Consider the following 17,743-nt stretch of genomic DNA (forward strand, 5'->3'; position numbering starts at 1 on the left):
AGGCCGCCTCAATCCCTAGCGGACTCGCAAAATCCTGGTTTCCTTGGCTTCTTGCGATGATTGAATCACTCGATACTCACCGGGCGTCATGCCGAACCAGCGCAGGCAAGCCTTGTGGAAACTGCTGTGGTCATGAAAGCCGAGCAGGTGAGTCACATGCTGCACATTGAAATGGGAATGACGCAGGTAGAAGTCGGCTAACTGCTGACGCACATGGTTCAGGATATCCGTGAACTGCGTGCCTGCCTTCTCCAGTGCCCGTTGCAGTGTTCGCTTGCTGATGCTCAGCGCGGCCGCAATCGATTCCATATCGCAGGGTACCTGGCTTTGCGCCTGACTCAGGCGTTTGGTGATCAGCGCACGAATCCTGCAGACCATGGTGGAGTCATTCAACAGGTCAAGCTGAGCATTGGCATAGCTGTAATGGAGCTTGGCCAACCCTTCGTTGGCTGTGCTCAACGGACGCAGCAGCTCCTCACCATCCAACAGGATGCTGTCATAGGCCGCCCCGAACTGCAGCTCACAGCCAAACAGCTGTTGATGCTCGTGGATGTCTTCCGGTTGGGGATAGCTGAATTCCACACTCAGCGGTCTCAGCGATGTGCCACCGCTCAGCCAGCGATAGGCACCCAGCAGCGTTCCAAGGCTGGCATCGGAGTACTGTCGGGGCTTGAACGAGCCGCGCTGATGGTGATCGAGCGTAACCAGGCGGTAATGCTGTTGTTCCTGGACAACAAACAGGGTGAAACCCGTACCGATCAATGGGTTGAAATGAACCAGTCGTTCGAATGCCTGTTTCAGGTGCGAACTGGACATCATGGTGTAGCCGACGACCTGAAAAACGTCCGGATGAAAGTTTTTGGCGGACTTCAAACCAATGTTGGGATCGCCGGAGGCCTGAGCTGCCAGATCCCATAGGCGGTAGAGAGTGCTTCGCTCGCAGAAGGATCCCGGTATGGCTGTGAGCTTTAGATCAAACCCAGCCTCTTGGCACAGGCGGTCGACATCCAATCCTTGCTCCGACAGTGTATTCACCAGCACGCGGGCATAGCCTGTAGTAATTTTATACATAACGATCCAATCCTCTGTTCAATCAGACGCCCATGACCGCTCAAGCAAAATCGATGCCCGGACGTTATTGGAGGGTTTGAGATCCAGGTTGAGACTGGTTATGCGTTGAGGGGACTTTCCCGTGTCATTCATTGCAGCACCCTTTGGCTTGATCTTTTTTATTCTTCAGGGCCTCATTTCGACCACCAGAAAAAGGTAGTTAAAATGCGCTATTAGCAGGCATCAAATGTCGAAACGCACCGTACTGGTGATCGACCCTGGCCATGATGCCCTGGCAATGTGAATTATTTGTGTATCGAAGAAGCTGGCGGGAGGGCAGCTTCGGATCAAGCATGACGCGGGTTATGGATTACCGAATTGCCACTGCGAAGCTGTGCCGCAATGCGCAGAGTCGATCATCCAATTTTTTTGAGGCTGCTTGTATGGAGTCAGCGGCGCTTGAAAGTTCCAACCCGATTTCGCCGGTGAAGAGGCACTTGTCCGAACGGGATTTGCTACGGCGAATGGCGTGTTTCTGTCTTCTCGGACGACCTGCAGTCCTCGCCGTCGTCATTTCCTGGAGCTCGATACTCCAGGTACATCCATGTTGATCTTGCGCCAAGCAGCTTCGGAAAAGCTGTAGACCGAAAAGGCGATCATCCCCAAGGCCATCACCATTAAAATCAAACCTCCCGCCGGCAGGTTCTGGAGAGCATCGAGAGCCTCCTTCATGCCCGGCGGATCCATGGCTTTGTATTTCGAGCCGCTGATCATCAGCAGCAGAGCAATCTGGATAAAGACGACGCCACGGGCGATCAGGCCGAATTGAGACACCGGTCGGACGTACCGCATAACATCTTCGTCAGCTTCGAAATATTGCTCGAATGTCGCCTTCCAGCCCTTGATGATGTGAGCAATGCCGACGCCAAGTGGTACGAGTGCGACCAGGTACACCAGTAAATTCGAGTGTTCCCAGGACAACAGAAACGCGAGTAAATCCTTGGTTTGCCCACCTCCGGAATTGCCCGAGCTTCTGATACCGCTAATGAGCAGGCCCAAGGCAAAAAACGCCAGCGCGCCGTTGACTACACCACCCGCCAACAAACCTGCACGGATGACCAACCCCTTCATTTCGTTACCGTGATGATCAACGTCGCGTGTTGCCTGCAACACTCGCCAAGCGGCGAAGGCGAGCAGACCAGCCACCACCAGTCCGACCAAAACGTAGCCGAACGGCTGGCTGAGCAACGCTTCCAGGCTCCTGTGACTATCCTTTGGTTTGGTCGAGTCGATAGCCGCCAGCAGAGCGAAAATACCTATGATCAGATAAAGAGCGCCTCGAGCGGCATAACCACTTCGTGCGACTACGACAAGGCTCTGTTGCACAGACATAGGGTCTAATTCCAAAGAAGGTATACAGGAACAGACCTATCTGGTCGGGAGGGGTTCGATTGAAGGTCAGGACAGCGTAGCGGCCACAAATGCTCGGCGGTTGATTGCGAGCCGTTCAAGGCCTGCGGATGCGAGCATTTCGGCCAATGCCAGCAGGGTATCGCGATGAAAGTTGCATCGGATCGAGAAGTCGCTCAGGCCACCAGGTTAAAAAGAGCGGGACATGTGTATCGCTGTGTATCTGAACCCCCTGTACGGATGCTGGCGTACAAATGCCCCTCGATCCGGATACATCCGGGATACATGGCGGCAGTCAAATAGCCTGGCCTCAGCGAGAAAGCAAACGCACCTCGCACCACGGCTTATCGCCCTGGCGGCATGACCCTGAGCGGCCTCACCGCACACAGTATCCGGAGAAATATCCATGTCCTCTATCTCGAACAAATCCCGTATCGGCCTGATCGCTGTCGCACTGGTCGGCAGCATGAACCTCGCATCGTCCGTCTTCGCCGCTGACGCACTGCCCCAAGGCTACCAACTCGCCGCGGCGGAAAAGACCAGTGAAGGCAAGTGTGGCGAAGGCAAGTGCGGCGCCAGCGAAACCGGGGCCAAGGTCACCAAGGCCGGCGAAGGCAAGTGCGGTGAAGGCAAATGCGGCGACGCGTCCTTCGCCCGTACCGACACCGACGACGACGGCCGCGTGTCCCTGAAAGAGTTGCTGACCGTGGCCCCCCAGGGCGCCGGGGAATTCAAGGCGATGGACACCAACAACGACGGTTTCCTCTCCGAAGGCGAGGTCTACAAATTCCGCACCAACCAGTTCACCAGCAACGGCAAGAAAGTGCCGACCGAACTGTTCACCAAAATGAGCAAAGCCCAGGGCTGAAAGTGGGTGGCGCCGACACCCGTGTGGCGAGATAGGGTTTTCTCTATCTCGCACACAATCATTTCAGGCTCCTTGTTCGCGATTTTTGCGCACGCCGTCTGCACGGCGCGCAACTATTGCTGGAAGTGATAGTGACCATTACGAAACACAAGTTCTGCTTTGTCGGTAATAGTTGGAGAATCGCGGCCATCGAATGATGCAGTTCCGTTGCGGGATGAACCGAACCTTTTTTTCAGGATGAGACCGATGCGCCCTTTAATCGTACCTGCCATGGCGTTTGCCTCTGTGTTGCTTGCCGGTTGTGCCTCCGCGCCGAACGATCCGACACTGACCTTGCAGACCAGCAAGACGCCCGCCCAATACGCCGACTGCGTCGTACCGAAATTGCAGGGCAGTGCGTTGAACCCGACTGTCTCGCAGACCCCGCGCAGCTACCGGATCGTGGTGCCGAGCAAAATTTCCGCGGACAACGTGCTGGAAGCCTACAAGGCCGGGAACGGCGGCAAGGTGTTCATCTACGAGCGGCATTTGCTGGCCACGAACTTCCTGCCTTCAAGTTTCGAACGTGCCGCCCAGGATTGCATCTGAGCCCGCAACGTAAAGGCTTTGCATAGAGCTCCTTTGGTTGGCCGCAACCAACCCATCCTTGCCCCGCACCGCATTCGGTTGCGGGGCTTTTTTATCTGCCCGTCAGGAGGAGGGGAGCAGGCCTTTCTGTTTCGCGACATGGGTCGCCAGAGCATCCATCAAGTCCGGCGACAGGCAGTCATAGGGCTCCAGGCCGATCGAGCGCAGGCGTTCACGGATCGCCTTCATTTGCGCTGGCGGCGTGCCGGTCTCGATGATGGAGGACACGAACGCCGCGAAGCCCGGCGCCGCCCATCCGCTTTGGGGAGAGAGCTCGGTGTGGACGAAGTCCAGGCCATAAAACGCATGGTCCTTGTTCTCGATGCGCCCGAAGAGATGGGCATGGCACTGCTTGCAGGCGTGGCGCTGGATGGTGGCGGCTTCGTCGACGATTTGCAGTTTTTCACCGTGGGCCGTGACGCTGACCTTATCCCGAGGGACGACGGCAACGACGGAGAATATCGCGTTTTGCGGTTTCCAGCATTTACTGCAGCCGCACGCATGGTTATGCAGGGTTTGTGCGTCGATCCTGACCTCGACCTTGTCGGTCGCACACAGGCATTGCAGGGTGCCACCGGTGAAGTTCGCGGCAGCGGGTTGGAGACCATTGTCCAGTGCAGGGTGAAGTTTCAAGGTGCTCACGTTGGCTTCTCCTTTCTTCAAATCGTTTTTATATGAACATTTAGCGGAGCGGTTCGACACGTCCTCTGAGTCAGGAACGAAATGGGCTCGGTTCATCCTCCGCTGACTTTCCAATGTTTGACATCATCTGCAAACATCATCTGCTTCATCTCATGAGCAATGCCATAAGCCAGAGACTCATGTGCTGCGATGACTTTTTCCTCCGCTGAAAGGCAATGAAAAATATCGAGCTTGGTCTCTGCGTCAGCTGTTTCGAGTGTGAAAATCTGCACGTAACGCGCGAGGTCGTTGTCCAGGCTCGACAGGTATTCACGCAGGCGCTGATGGTCGACTGATTTTTGGCTGAAGTACCAATTCATCGGGTGAATCAGGAAGCGTGAGTGGGGCGAGGTGATACGTCGGCCTGCCGCCAAAAACATGATGATGCCCATGGACTCGATGTTGCCCGCGTTGATCGCGCATAGCGGTACCGGCAATGACTTCAGGAACGTGTAGAGGGTGAAGCCAAAGTTAGTGCTACCCCCGCTTGTAGACAGATTGAGGAGCAAGGAGGTGGCGCCTTGATCGATGGCTTCCAGGCAACAGTCCCGGAAGCGCTCGGTCGTTCCCTGATCGATCTGGCAATGGAAATGCACGATGTGTTCAGTCATCGATTGACCTCCTGGGTGTGATGCATGGAGGACTCTACGAGTTATTCAGTGTAGTAAAACATCGATCATTTGATCCGAAATCCGACGTAAGCAGCCTCTCCATGACGCTCCCGCCGTCCATCGAATGCGCGCATTTGCAATGGAACCAAATGCCCGAATCCACTCGTCGCGAGTCCAATATTTCCGTTCAAACTTTCTGTTTTGTGCGTCCTCCGAACTAGACGAGCCCATGCTCGTGCCAACGATGTAGAGGTGAACGAAAATGGCCAATACAGGAAACAAAAATCCAGGCAATTTTTCCAATGACCCAGACAAGGCTTCCGAAGCCGGTAAGAAAGGTGGAGAAGCCTCTGGCGGAAATTTTGCCAACGATCCACAACGCGCGTCTGAAGCAGGCCAGAAAGGTGGTCAGGCTTCCGGCGGACAACAATCGCGCGATAGCGATCGCATGTCCGGAGGCGGGCAGGGTACGAATCGCGGAGGGGAATTTGCCGACGATAAAGAAAACATGTCCAAACCAGGCCAAAAAGGTGGCCAGGCTTCCGGCGGACAACAGTCCAACAAGGCTGACCAATCGTCCAGCGGTGGGAAAGGAAGCGGGAGCGGCGGCAATCTCGCCGATGACCGCGATAATTCCTCTGAAATGGGACGCAAGGATGGTGGGATGAGCGACGGTGGAGGACGCAAATCCTGATGCCGTCTGACCCTATCAAGCCCCGAATCTTTCGGGGCTTGATTTCGATATTGCCGGCCAATATTGAGATCCGGGTGTCGAGCCCTTCCGATGATGGGCATTCAGGTACGTGCTAACCGCCATTCATAGGGTCGTCAAGGCAAGCCGGGTACAAGAACAGCTATTTTCGCATCTGAGTTTTTCATGTGCCGTCGAGGCCATATGCGCAAGCTCGAGCTATTCATCGGATCAGCAGGGACATTACTTGCTGTAGTTGCCCGTAGCCGCTAATAGTTATTAGTTAGTAGTTAGAGTAACTCGACGGTGAGTTCGAAGAGGACGTGAAGATGGCCTTGAGATTCGGTGTTGTTCCTGCATTGCCCACGGATACGGAATCCATGCGAAACGGAACGCGCTCTTACTGTAAAAACGCGAGCGTAGGTTTTAACCTCTACGACAATGAGAAAAAGCTGCGGCTGCAGACCACCTATCAGACCCGAGCAGAGGCGGAGTATGAGTGCCAGCGGCGCAACATGGAACGGCTGCAAATCGTCCATTGCGAACCGGAGGTGCAACTCGATCGATAGGCGCTCATTGCCATGAGTAGCCTTCCAGCGCCCAATTCAGGGCCACTTCACCATCCGAGGTCGAATGGATGAAGGCGACCTATGCGTTGCCTGCATCGTCCACGCCATCAAGCTATGTCTCGTCGCATTAGTGATGAGCCGGGCTGCGATAGTCGGCGCCGTCTTATCTGCGCACGAGCCGCTGAGGCCCGGCTCGGCGTGACGCCGGACACTCCGCGGATTCCCGAAACGCTACTGCAGCTATTTACAGTTGCCCGCTTTCCGATACCCCGCCGCCTGGGCTGCAGGTTCAGAATCAAAAGCTATCTGGTTTTTCGCCGACACCTGAGCATAACCAGGGCACCCCATTGAAAGGTGATAGATCTGGCTTTTCCGATTGCCAATGATCGCACCTGCTCTGCTTGTGCTCACCAGGGACGGCGGGGCTGCTGCTCGCGGGGGATTCACAGGAATGGCGCTAACCATTCCATCACCCACCGTCTTGTATCCTTGCGTCCATCGACGGTCACCGGTTACGAACGGGTTGGAATACCCCATGATTGCCGCAATGCGCCGGTCACGCTCTTTCTCCCAAGCCGAAACGGGGTGCTGTTTGTCCCAGGCCATCAGGAGCTGTTGCTGCTGACGAGACATGTTCAGATCGTATCGGTCGAACATGTAAAAGGTTGTCCTGGCGACCAGCCCCTTGACCTCGTCACGCGGTTCCGCCGATCGTTGGTCGAAATCGACTCGTGTTTTGCACTGCCCATACTGCGGCGCCACGCCGGAAGCCATACCGTAGTTGAAATTGCTCCGGTCGCCGTTCACCTCGCCAACGGATGGATAGAGGTTGAACAGGTCGGCCTCCATTGCCCGAAAAACCGGATCATCGTCTACGCAGTACTCTCGACCACCGTTCTGCCAGCATTGGCGTTGATGACCGAATGTCCAGGCAGGAACGATGTGTTCCCACTCAGTGCGTTCAGCACGGCTCTGTTGTTTCCTGGTTTGATAGCCGCAGGATTCAGCGTCAATCCGGCCACCCGACTTACCTACCCATGTCCACTTGCAGCCACAATACAACTCGCCAAAGGCACTGTTCGCCTGGTCGAGGTAGATCTTTTGCTTTGCGACGACCTTGGCTTCGGAAAAGGTCGATGGAGGGCTTGAAAAAGCGGGGGTGATGATCGAGAGGGTCAGTGCCAATACGGCAAGCAGTTTTTTCATTGGACAGCTTAAGCGATTGAAAGGAAACGCATTATACGCACGAGTTGACGGCTGCCGATGGAGAACGGGGGAGCTGGGATGGCATATCGCATCCAGCAATCGCTGGAAGGGCGTGCCTTCAGGTTAGAATGTTCATCATCGTCTGTTCATAAGAGCCCTCCCTCCTGGTTAAGGAAACAAGATGCTATTGAACGAATCGAGTCTTGGTAAAACCATATGCCAATCGTTGTTTGAAGAATGAATCGCCCGCTGTTTGTTTCCCTGGATGGGCCCAAGGGAACCGGCAAAACCACACTGTTGGAGGCCGTTACCAAAGTTCTGAGGGCAGACAACAACAAGGTGATCCGCCTTTGCGAGAGTAAAAGCGATCCCTTTAGGGGTGAAACAATGGCCCTCGTCAACACACTCGTCAGAAATCCCAGCCGGGCGTTGGAGTTGAGAGTTTGTGAGCGCTTTGCTGATAGCCGTGCCTGGATTTCCCAGCGCGTATTGGTTAAACAGCCAACGGACAGCATCATCCTGATCGATCGCTGGTACCCGTCTGATGCCGCGTTTCGCCGGATAGTCCCGTTCGCAGAGATCCTGCAGTTGAACATCGATCGAAACGTGCGAGTGCCAGACCTGCATGTCGGGGTTGTCACCGCCCCTGAAATATCATGGGCGAGGGCCACGGCACGCTCTCGTGGGTTGGGCAGTACGGTGATCCATAACCTGGAAGAACAGGTCGCTTGTACCGAGGCGTTCGAGCGAGCGATTGCAGATCACGGCTGGGTTTTATGCCGTAATGAGGGCACGATCGAAGACGCAACGATGCAGGTGGTTTCCGAGATCTATAAAGTGCTTCGCTGCCCTGTAGGCGAAGTTCGCTGCGCCGGCCTTGATGCGGTTGAGATAGCCGTAGATATAGACCGTTAGCAGGATCGAAGGGGTGATTTGTCGCCGTAGTGTCGCCGACATCCCGTCCAAGCGCCTGCAGCACTTCGTCCGGAATGCCTCCGGGGCAGGGTGGAGAGGCGCCCAACCAAGGCTGGGCGCCAATTGACTCAGCCAGTGTGGTGACTCTCGGCAAGGCCGTAGACGGATGTGTCGATGCCTTCGAAGCGTGCCTTTAACTGCAGCGCCAGATACAGCGAATAATGCCGTGACTGATGCAGGTTGCCACCGTGGAACCAGAGGTTTTCCTGCTGTGTCGGCTTCCACATGTTCCGCAGTTCGCCCTCGTAGGGGCCAGGGTCATTCGTGGTTCCAGAGCCCAAGCCCCAGCAGCGGCCGACCTTGTCAGCCACTTCCTGGGAGATCAGCTTCGCCGCCCAACCATTCATTGAGCCATAGCCCGTGGCGTACACGATCAAATCTGCCGGCAGTCGGCTGCCATCGTTGAGTACGACGGCATCGGCTTCGATGCGGTCGACACCCAGGCCAGGCGCGCTCTTGAGCTTGATCGTGCCGTTGGCGATCAGTTCCGAGGCACCGACGTCGATGTAGTACCCAGAGCCACGGCGCACGTATTTCATGAAAAGACCCGAGTCGTCGTCACCGAAGTCGAGCATGAAGCCGGCCTCGGACAAGCGGCCGTACAAGTCCTTGTCACGCTCCTTGATCGCTTCAAAGACTGGTTGATGAAAGCTCGGCAAGACCTTGTAGGGGATCGAGGCGAACAGCATGTCGGCCTTGTCCGTGGTCAAACCCGTCTCCAGCGCGTCTTCCGAGTAGAGCCCGCCGAAGACCAGATCCATCAAACTGTCGGAACGCACGATGTGGGTGCTCGAGCGTTGCACCATGGTCACCTCGGCGCCGTTCTCCACCAGGTCGGCGCAGATATCGTGAGCCGAATTGTTCGCACCGATGACCACCGCGCGCTTGCCACTCCAGGCGTCTCCGCCGGGATGGCGACTGGAATGATGCTGCTGGCCATTGAATCCCTCGGCACCCGGATAAGCGGGAACATTGGGTACACCGGACATGCCGGTGGCGAGGATCAACTGGGTCGGCCGTAAAGTCACACGCTCGCCATCGCGCTGCACTTCAACCTTCCAGGTGCCACTTTGCTCGTCAAAGCTGGCGCTCACGCATTCGGTACGCGGCCAATAATTGAGCTCCATGACTTTGGTGTACATTTCCAGCCAGTCGCCAATCTGGTCCTTTGGGGTGAAGACAGGCCAGTGATCGGGGAAGGGCAGGTAAGGCATATGGTCATACCAGACAGGGTCGTGCAGACACAGCGACTTGTAGCGACCGCGCCACTGATCGCCCGGACGCTCGGCCTTGTCGACGATCAGGGTTGGCACGCCCATTCGCTTGAGTCGCGCAGCGAGCCCCAACCCCCCTTGGCCGCCGCCCACGATCAGGCAGTAAGGTTGGGTGGTGATGCCCAGCGAAGCTTCTTCGTCGCGTCGACGCTCCAGCCAGTTGCGTTTGTCGGCGTGGGCGTGACCATGACTGGCACCCATCGGCCTGCGGCGGCCACTAGGTTCTTCAAAACCTTTGAGTTCACGCATGGTCGTCAGCAGCGTCCAGCACAGGCCTTCCTTCAGGCGCACGTAGCCTTTACCTCGCGCCGCGTCGGTTTCCAGGCTGATCCAACCTTCGAGCACACCGTTATTCAGCGTCGCCTCGCCTTCCACTTTCCATTGCTCGGGACGAGTCTGGTCCAGGCGTGTTTCGAGCATGTCCCGGATGGCAGGCTTACCTTCCAAGGTCACCAGGTTCCAGCTGAACAGCAGCAGGTCGCGCCAGTAACACTCTTCGGCAAATAGTTCGAGTGCGCCGTCCAGATCACGTTGGGCGAGACACGCGTTGAGGTTTTCGACCCAAGCCGCGAGCTGCTCAGTTGGCGTTTGCAGAGGAGTTTCGATAGCGATGTTCATGGGGCTTCTCCGTTCTTGTTGTTTTTGTCACAACTTGCCCTAGAGCAAAGCCCGGGCCATGTTCGTGAAAGCCCTGTTGCAGAGCGGCTGCGGCAGTACTGCTCAGGCTATGACTCGGATCTGTGTCACGATTCCGAGAATGGCGGGTGACAGAGTGTCACGCAGCGCAAAGAGCGCTGCTTGCAGGTTTTTCATATAAGCTGCGAACAGCCCCGTGTCCTGACCGTAGCGGAGAACAAGAACCATGAAGCCGGCCTTGATCAACGCCCATGCACAACAAGTGCTGCAAGCCGTGCAGGGCACTCTCGCCAGCCCTGGCCATACGACCGATCTGGCCATCACACGGTCCTGGCGCCGTTGCCTGGATCAGCATCAGCTCGATCCCGCCAGCCGCCGCGCGCCTAATGTAGTTGAGCACCCACGGTTACAGGATCACCGCGCGCCACTGGAACACATCATCTCCGTGGCGCACTGGCAGATGAGCAGTTTGCACCAGCAACTCGGGCGTGACGGCCACGTGGTGCTACTCACCGATGCCCGCGGTGTGGCGATCGACAGTGTGTTCAACGAATCCGAACGCGCCGAGTTCCAGCGTTCCGGACTGTGGCTTGGTTCGGTATGGAGCGAGGATTGCGAGGGCACCAACGGTGTCGGCACCTGCCTGGTCGAGCGACAGCATGTAACCATCCGACGTGATCAACATTTCCGTGGCAAGCACGTCGGCTTGACGTGTTCGGCCAGCCCGATATTTGATGCGAGCGGAGAGTTGCTCGCGGTGCTTAACCTTTCTTCTGTGCGAGAGGAACAAAGTCTGCAGCAGCACTTCAAAGCCATGGCGTTGACCAACCTGACAGCCAATTTGATCGAGAGCTGTTATTTCCTGGGGCAGGATCCGCAGCGGTACTTGCTGCGCTTCCACCCGGAGGCCGGCTTCGTCGGGCTGTTGGGCGAAGGTCTGCTCAGTTTTGACGAGAGCGCCCGTATCTGTTCAGTCAATCATGCTGCGCTGAGTCTGCTGGGCCTCAGCCGTGACCAGTTGGTTGGGCAATCCCTGACGATGCTGCTGGAAACACCTATCGATCAAGTGATCAGTCAGGCCAGCGCTCAGCCGAGTGTCTGTTGGCCAATGCGGCTGGTGGACGGACGCCTGCTCTACGGCCAGTTGCGAGAACCCTTGCGCCAGGTGCCTTCAGTCGCGCCCGCAATCCCCAAAATCACCGACGTGCACGTGTGCCTGGAAGACCCGCGCCTGCAACGCGGCTTTGCTCGCGCATTGCGCGTTCTGGAGCGTGACGTTCCGGTGTTTTTACAGGGCGAAACCGGTACCGGCAAAGAAGCTTTTGCGGCGGCGCTGCATCGCGCCAGCTCCCGAGCGAGCCAGCCGTTTGTGGCGATCAATTGCGCGGCCATTCCAGAAACGCTGATCGAGAGCGAGCTGTTCGGCTATCGCGGCGGCAGCTTCACCGGCGCACGCAAGGACGGGATGATCGGCAAGCTGGAGCAGGCCCATGGCGGCATTCTATTTCTCGATGAGATCGCCGATATGCCACTGGCGTTACAGACTCGCCTGCTGCGTGTGCTGGAGGAACGTGAGGTGGTGCCGTTAGGCGGCGCGACGGCCCGTCCGCTCGACGTACGCCTTATCAGCGCCAGCCACCAGGATCTGCCCGCCTGTGTGGCCGAAGGGCGCTTTCGCGAAGATCTGTTCTATCGCATTGCCGGGTTCGCCGTGCAACTCCCGCCGCTGCGTGAGCGTTCAGACAAGGGCCGTTTGCTCGACCTGTTGCTGCGCGAGGAGGCAGCAGGGACCAGGGTTCGGCTGGAGGCGGGCGTCAGAGAGCGCTTGCTGGCGCAGCCTTGGCCAGGCAATGTCCGGCAGCTGCGGACGTGTCTGCGCACACTGGTAGCGTTGGCGTTGGAGGGGCGTGTCACTCTGGATGACCTGGCGGAGTTGCTGCCGGCAGCGCCAGTGACAGCCGCGCAGGCCGAGAATCCGCTTGGCGTATCCGAGCGGCAGACGCTGGCTGACGTGATTGAGGCGGAACACTGGCATATCGCCCATGTTGCCGCCCGCCTGGGGATCAGCCGCAATACGCTCTATCGCAAGCTGCGGCATCACGGTATTTCACGGCCCGGTTGAATGCCGGATGATCTCGTCGCGCGCCGTTTTGTTCTCCAGCAGCAATCCGCAAGCCAATGCAAGGAAGCTTTCGGCTACATGCTCGGAGGCCGTTTGCGGATCCTCGGCATTGGCAATCCATAAGGAAGCACCGAGCAGGGCGCCCATGATCAGGCGTGCCGTCGCTTCGGTGTTGACCGCGCGGATCGTGCCTTCATCGATCAGCTTCTGGATGCTGCGCTGAGTGCTGCGGATACAGGCATTCTGGCTTGGCCATTGTGATGGGTCGCCCAGCACCGACGGGCCGTCGAGGAACACAATGCGCTGGATTTCCGGCTCCAGGGACATCTTGATGTAAGCGATGGATTCATCGATAAAGCCGTCCCAGGTCGTGCTCGCCTCGGCGATGATGACCGACAGTCGCGCCAACATCTCTTCATCGATCTGTGCGATGACAGCCTGTAACAGACCTTTCTTGTCACCGAAGTGATGGTACAACGCGCCACGGGTCAGCCCGGCTTTAGCGGTCAGATCATCCATCGAACTGTCTGCATAGCCCTTCGCAGCGAATGCGTCCCGCGCCGCCTTGATCAGCTTGCCGCGGGTCTCGGTAATCATGTCCGCACGCTTCTGCGCCATCGATCCTCTTCCTTATCAAAAAATTAACATTCGCGACGTATGTGAGTTGACATACGCTGCGTATGTCGTATTGTGACTGACATACGCGGCGTATGCAATGTCTCTGGGCAGTGTGCTGCTCTGGCTCTGAAACGCCGTCTCTCAGCACAGGATACCGAGCAATGGGTGAGCAGCGCGACTCCGATATCTCACGCCTTGGCGCCAGCCAGGGCAAAACCATCGGGCTGATTGTCAACCCTGTCGCCGGCATGGGCGGGCGTGTGGGCTTGAAGGGCACCGATGGTCCTGAAGTTCTGCAGGAGCGATACGCCGTGGCGCGCGCCGGTCTCAAGCGAACGGGCCACTCTCGCGCTCAAGCGTCTGGCGGCTTCGGCTTCGGCTACGCCATTTCGATTGATAACCGGCGCCGGGGACCTGGGCGAAGACGTCGCTCGCGCCGCCGGTCTCGACCCTGTCGTCGTATACCGACCATCCTCTGGATCGAGCCGCCCCGAAGACACTCGCAAGGCGGCCCTCGTCATGGCAGACGCCTGCGTCGATCTGCTGCTTTTCGCCGGGGGCGATGGGACCGCGCGTGACGTGCTGGAAATGGTCGGCGATCGAGTACCCATCCTCGGCATCCCGACGGGCGTGAAAATGTATTCCGCCGTCTTCGCGACCAATCCGCAGAACGCTGGGAGCCTCGCGGCACGCGTTATTGCCGGCGAGTCCAAGGTGCGCTTTCGCGAGGCCGAGGTCATGGACATCGATGAGGCAGCCATGCGCAGCGATCAGACGTCGGCGCGCCTGTATGGCTATGCACTGAGTCCGCATGAGCGGCACCTGGTGCAAAACGCCAAGGCCGGTTCCGTCCCCAATGAAAACCTGGCGCTAGACGCCGTGGCCCGACAGGTCGTCCGCCAGATGCAAACAGGTTGCCTTTACCTGGTGGGGCCCGGCACCACGACGCGGCGGGTGATGACCGAACTCGGTTTGCCGTCGACCCTGCTTGGCGTCGACGCGGTCATGGACGGCGCGCTTGTTGGCGCGGACCTCAACGAACAAGCGTTGATCTGCCTCATGGAAGGCCATGAGACCCGGATCGTCGTCGGCGTTCTTGGCGGCCATGGCAGCTTGTTCGGACGCGGTAATCAGCAGATCAGCGCCGAGGTGATCCGCCGCACCGGGCGCGAAAACATCATCGTGATTGCCACGATGGACAAGCTCATTTCCCTCGACGCCGGCTGTCTGCGCGTTGACACCGGTGACGCCGAAGTCGACGCCATGCTCAGTGGCCATATACGCGTGCACACAGGACCCGACCGGTCCGTCTTTTTCAGGGTTCGATCCTGATCATTTGTTTCATCCGAAAAAAACGAGGATAACCCCATGAGTAATCATGTCGCCCACCCCTACATGGCGAACTCTGTTCCCGCACTCAAACAGGAGATGCTCGACTCGATCGGTGTCGACAGCATCGAGGAACTGTTCCAGCAAATTCCCGAAGGCCATCGCCTGCAACGTCCGATCAACCTGCCGCCGGCACTGAACGAAAGTGAACTGCGTCGGCATCTCGTCACAACCCTGTCGAAGAACAAAACGTGTGAGCAGAACCTCAACTTTCTGGGCGCCGGCTGCTGGCAGCACCACGTTCCAGCCGCGTGCGACGAGGTTGTTCGCCGCAACGAGTGGCTGACCTCGGTTTTCGGCGAGCCAAGCTCCGACCATGGCCGCAACCAGGCCTGGTTCGAGTTCTGCAGCCAGCTCGGCGAGCTGCTGAACATGGACCTGGTGGGGCTGCCCGTGCGCAGTTGGGGCTGCGCCGCGGGCCACGCCATTCGCATGGCCACGCGCATCACCGGGCGCAACGAGGTGGCGGTGGTCCGCGCCATTGACCCGGAGCGGCTGTCGATCATTCGCAATTACTGCGAACCGATCGACATGCCGAGCCACATCGTCGTACGCCTCGTCGACTATGACCCGGCAACCGGCTTGCTTGATCTTGATCACCTTCGCGCCTCGATCGGCGAGCAAACGGCTGCCGTCTATTTCGAAACGCCGTCCTACTTCGGGGTGATCGAACAGCAAGGCGCCGAGATTGCCGCCATTGCCCATGCTGCCGGTGCCGAAGTGATCGTCGGTGTCGACCCTATTTCGCTGGGCGTGCTGGCCGCACCGATCGATTTCGGAGCGGACATCGTGGTGGGTACCACGCAGCCGCTTGGGGTGCATATGAATTGCGGTGGCGGCGTCAGCGGTTTCATCGCGACGCGCGACGAAGAACTTTATGCCCACCAGTACCCAACGCTGTTCATCAGCATCGGCGAAACCACCAAACCTGGTGAATATGGTTTTGGCCTGAGCCTGTTCGAGCAATCGTCATACGGCTTGCGTGATAAAGGAAACGATTGGACCGGACACTCGGTGTACATGTGGGCCATCGCCAATGCCGTGTACATGGCAATGATGGGTCCCCAGGGCTTTGAAGACGTGGGCAATGTCATCCTGCAACGAGCTCACTATGCGACGAAGTTGCTGGCTGACATTCCAGGCGTGCGCGTGACGTTTCCAAGCGGTTTCTTCAAGGAATTCGTGGTGAATTTTGACGCGACCGGACTCAGTGTGAAGGACATCAACAAGCGGCTTCTCGCACTCGGGATCTTCGGCGGCAAAGACCTGACACAGGACTTCCCGGAGCTGGGCGCCAGCGCCCTTTACTGCGTCACCGAGATTCACACTCAAGCAGATCTCGAGCGTCTGACCGCTGCACTCAAAAAGGTAATCGCACAATGAACACAACACTCAAGGAATACCACGCTCCCGTCTGGAGCGAACCGGTCATTCTGGAGATGGGCTATCCCGGCCGTCGCGGAGTGATTTTTTCTGACGTGGAAGCCGATGTTCAAGCTGCTGTCGGGAGTGCCGACGGCTTGATTCCCGCGAATATGCGCCGCACGCGCAAACCGGCATTGCCGGAAATGTCCGAGCCCGAGGTGCTGTATCACTATTTGCGCCTGTCACAGCAGACTCTGGGCATGATGAACATCAGCCTGTTCGGCACCTGCACCATGAAGTACAACGCGCAGATCAACGAGGCGATGGCTTGGCGGCCGGAAATCACTCATGTGCATCCGTATCAGGATGAGGACACCCTGCAAGGCGCGTTGGAAGTGGTGCATGGCATGGACACGATCCTGCGCGAATTGTCCGGGATGGATCAGTTCATCTTCCAGGCGGGTGGCGGTGCCGACGCGGCGTACACCAACTGCGCCGTGACACGTGCTTACCACGCGTCCCGTGGCGAACTGGCACAGCGTGACGAGATCATCACCACGATCCAGACCCACCCGAGCAGTGCGGCGACCGCCGCTGCGGCCGGGTTCAAGGTGATCACGTTGATGATCGAGGAGAACGGTTACCCGTCGCTCGAATCCCTCAAGGCCGCCGTGTCTGATCGCACCGCAGCGCTGATGGTGAACAATCCCGATGACATGGGCGTCTACAACCTGGAAATACGCGAGTGGGTGCGGGTGGTGCACGAGGCAGGCGGCCTGTGCTTCTACGATCACGCCAACTTCAACGGCGCGATGACCAAGATTCGTGCTCGCGAACTCGGTTTCGATGCGTGCATGTTCATGCTGCACAAAACATTCGGCGCACCGAAAAGTGGAGTAGGCGGCCCGGCCGTGGGTGCCTATGGTTGTTCGGCGGAACTCGCGCCGTTCCTGCCGGCACCGGTGGTGGCGTTCGACGGTGAGCGCTACAGCCTTGATTACGATCGGCCGCAGAGCGCCGGCAAGATACGTGAGTTCTGGGGCAACGTTCCCGTCATCCTCAAGGCCTACGCCTGGTCGCGCGCCATGGGCGCGGATGGCATGGCCGAAGCGTCCGATATCTCGGTGCTGGCCAACAACTACATGGAAAAAGGTCTGCTGGCGATACGCGGCGTAACCCGTTCCCACCCCGAAGCCACGAGTCCGCGAATGGAGATGACGCGCTACAGCCTTGAGCAACTCAAGGAAGACACCGGGGTCGACGTCCACGACGTGCAGAATCGCATGAGCGATTTCGGCATTGATCCGATGTGGAGCAGCCATCATCCGTGGTTGGTGCCGGAGCCTTTCACGCCCGAGGCGGGCGAAATGTATGGCAAGGAGGCGCTGGATACCTGGATCGCCGTGCTCGCGCACATTTCGGACGAGGCCTATTCGAACCCGGAGATCGTCAAGACCTCGCCGCATAACCAAGCTATTCACCGGATGAAAAGCGCGCCGCTGGAAGACCCGCAACACTGGGCAATGACCTGGCGCTCGTACCTGCGCAAAAACAACAAGCAGACTGCCTGAGCCGTTGCAGCGTCCCCCGATGAGGCGGGGACGTTATCGAAACCTGATCAGAGCTAACAATCAGCCATCGGAGGTTGCCA

At 58.0% G+C, this 17,743-nt stretch carries 15 protein-coding genes and 1 pseudogene; 9 read left to right on the forward strand and 7 right to left on the reverse strand.

The window, feature by feature from the left end; translation table 11 throughout:
• Positions 1 to 15: 15 nt before the first annotated feature.
• Complete coding sequence (locus tag BZ163_RS20295) at positions 16 to 1,071, reverse strand: AraC family transcriptional regulator (protein ID WP_128872326.1); 1,056 nt, start codon at positions 1,069 to 1,071, stop codon at positions 16 to 18.
• Between the two features lie 549 nt (positions 1,072 to 1,620).
• Complete coding sequence (locus BZ163_RS20300; protein ID WP_128872327.1) at positions 1,621 to 2,442, reverse strand: DUF1206 domain-containing protein; 822 nt, start codon at positions 2,440 to 2,442, stop codon at positions 1,621 to 1,623.
• 424 nt (positions 2,443 to 2,866) lie between these two features.
• On the opposite strand from BZ163_RS20300, the gene BZ163_RS20305 reads away from it, so the two are divergent.
• Entirely contained in the window at positions 2,867 to 3,328 is a 462-nt protein-coding gene (locus BZ163_RS20305) for a hypothetical protein (protein ID WP_128872328.1), read from the forward strand.
• A 246-nt stretch (positions 3,329 to 3,574) separates the two neighbouring features.
• Complete coding sequence (locus tag BZ163_RS20310) at positions 3,575 to 3,916, forward strand: hypothetical protein (protein WP_128872329.1); 342 nt, start codon at positions 3,575 to 3,577, stop codon at positions 3,914 to 3,916.
• A gap of 102 nt (positions 3,917 to 4,018) precedes the next feature.
• On the opposite strand, the gene gfa is transcribed toward BZ163_RS20310, so the two are convergent.
• The gene (gene gfa, locus BZ163_RS20315) at positions 4,019 to 4,597 is read right to left on the reverse strand and encodes an S-(hydroxymethyl)glutathione synthase (RefSeq protein ID WP_128872330.1); all 579 of its coding nucleotides are present in this window, start codon (positions 4,595 to 4,597) and stop codon (positions 4,019 to 4,021) included.
• 92 nt (positions 4,598 to 4,689) lie between these two features.
• A complete protein-coding gene (locus BZ163_RS20320) occupies positions 4,690 to 5,247 on the reverse strand; it encodes an ATP-dependent Clp protease proteolytic subunit (RefSeq protein ID WP_046817303.1) in 558 nt (185 codons plus the stop codon).
• A gap of 262 nt (positions 5,248 to 5,509) precedes the next feature.
• Here BZ163_RS20320 and BZ163_RS35825 point away from each other — a divergent pair.
• Positions 5,510 to 5,671: pseudogene (locus tag BZ163_RS35825) on the forward strand (general stress protein); the annotation flags it as partial.
• A 596-nt stretch (positions 5,672 to 6,267) separates the two neighbouring features.
• Positions 6,268 to 6,507, forward strand: coding sequence for a hypothetical protein (locus tag BZ163_RS20330; protein WP_128872332.1), 240 nt, complete (start codon positions 6,268 to 6,270; stop codon positions 6,505 to 6,507).
• Positions 6,508 to 6,747: 240 nt separating this feature from the next.
• Here BZ163_RS20330 and BZ163_RS20335 read toward each other — a convergent pair whose 3' ends face one another.
• Positions 6,748 to 7,713 (reverse strand): endonuclease, encoded by a 966-nt coding sequence (locus tag BZ163_RS20335; protein WP_128872333.1) that lies wholly within the window; start codon positions 7,711 to 7,713, stop codon positions 6,748 to 6,750.
• Between the two features lie 237 nt (positions 7,714 to 7,950).
• On the opposite strand from BZ163_RS20335, the gene BZ163_RS20340 reads away from it, so the two are divergent.
• A complete protein-coding gene (locus tag BZ163_RS20340; protein WP_128872334.1) occupies positions 7,951 to 8,628 on the forward strand; it encodes a dTMP kinase in 678 nt (225 codons plus the stop codon).
• Between the two features lie 128 nt (positions 8,629 to 8,756).
• On the opposite strand, the gene BZ163_RS20345 is transcribed toward BZ163_RS20340, so the two are convergent.
• Positions 8,757 to 10,580, reverse strand: coding sequence for an NAD(P)/FAD-dependent oxidoreductase (locus BZ163_RS20345; protein WP_128872335.1), 1,824 nt, complete (start codon positions 10,578 to 10,580; stop codon positions 8,757 to 8,759).
• 244 nt (positions 10,581 to 10,824) lie between these two features.
• On the opposite strand from BZ163_RS20345, the gene BZ163_RS20350 reads away from it, so the two are divergent.
• A complete protein-coding gene (locus BZ163_RS20350) occupies positions 10,825 to 12,720 on the forward strand; it encodes a sigma-54-dependent Fis family transcriptional regulator (RefSeq protein WP_128872336.1) in 1,896 nt (631 codons plus the stop codon).
• On the opposite strand, the gene BZ163_RS20355 is transcribed toward BZ163_RS20350, so the two are convergent.
• Positions 12,706 to 13,338: a TetR/AcrR family transcriptional regulator gene (locus tag BZ163_RS20355; protein WP_128872337.1), complete on the reverse strand. Its 633-nt coding sequence runs from the start codon at positions 13,336 to 13,338 to the stop codon at positions 12,706 to 12,708. The genes BZ163_RS20350 and BZ163_RS20355 overlap by 15 nt on opposite strands.
• Before the next feature lie 279 nt (positions 13,339 to 13,617).
• Here BZ163_RS20355 and BZ163_RS20360 point away from each other — a divergent pair, with 279 nt between their 5' ends.
• Genes BZ163_RS20360 through gcvPB form a run of 3 tightly spaced genes read left to right on the forward strand, consistent with a single transcriptional unit; the run spans position 13,618 to position 17,663 of the window.
• Positions 13,618 to 14,670, forward strand: coding sequence for an ATP-NAD kinase family protein (locus BZ163_RS20360; protein ID WP_256579070.1), 1,053 nt, complete (start codon positions 13,618 to 13,620; stop codon positions 14,668 to 14,670).
• A gap of 36 nt (positions 14,671 to 14,706) precedes the next feature.
• The gene (gene gcvPA, locus BZ163_RS20365; RefSeq protein WP_128872338.1) at positions 14,707 to 16,110 is read left to right on the forward strand and encodes an aminomethyl-transferring glycine dehydrogenase subunit GcvPA; all 1,404 of its coding nucleotides are present in this window, start codon (positions 14,707 to 14,709) and stop codon (positions 16,108 to 16,110) included.
• Positions 16,107 to 17,663, forward strand: a complete 1,557-nt coding sequence (gene gcvPB, locus BZ163_RS20370; protein WP_128872339.1) for an aminomethyl-transferring glycine dehydrogenase subunit GcvPB — start codon at positions 16,107 to 16,109, stop codon at positions 17,661 to 17,663. Before gcvPA ends, gcvPB begins: the two co-directional genes overlap by 4 nt.
• The last annotated feature ends 80 nt before the right edge of the window (positions 17,664 to 17,743 follow it).

It is taken from the genome of Pseudomonas sp. VI4.1 (assembly GCF_002029345.1).
In the GTDB taxonomy this organism is placed as follows: Bacteria; Pseudomonadota; Gammaproteobacteria; order Pseudomonadales; family Pseudomonadaceae; genus Aquipseudomonas.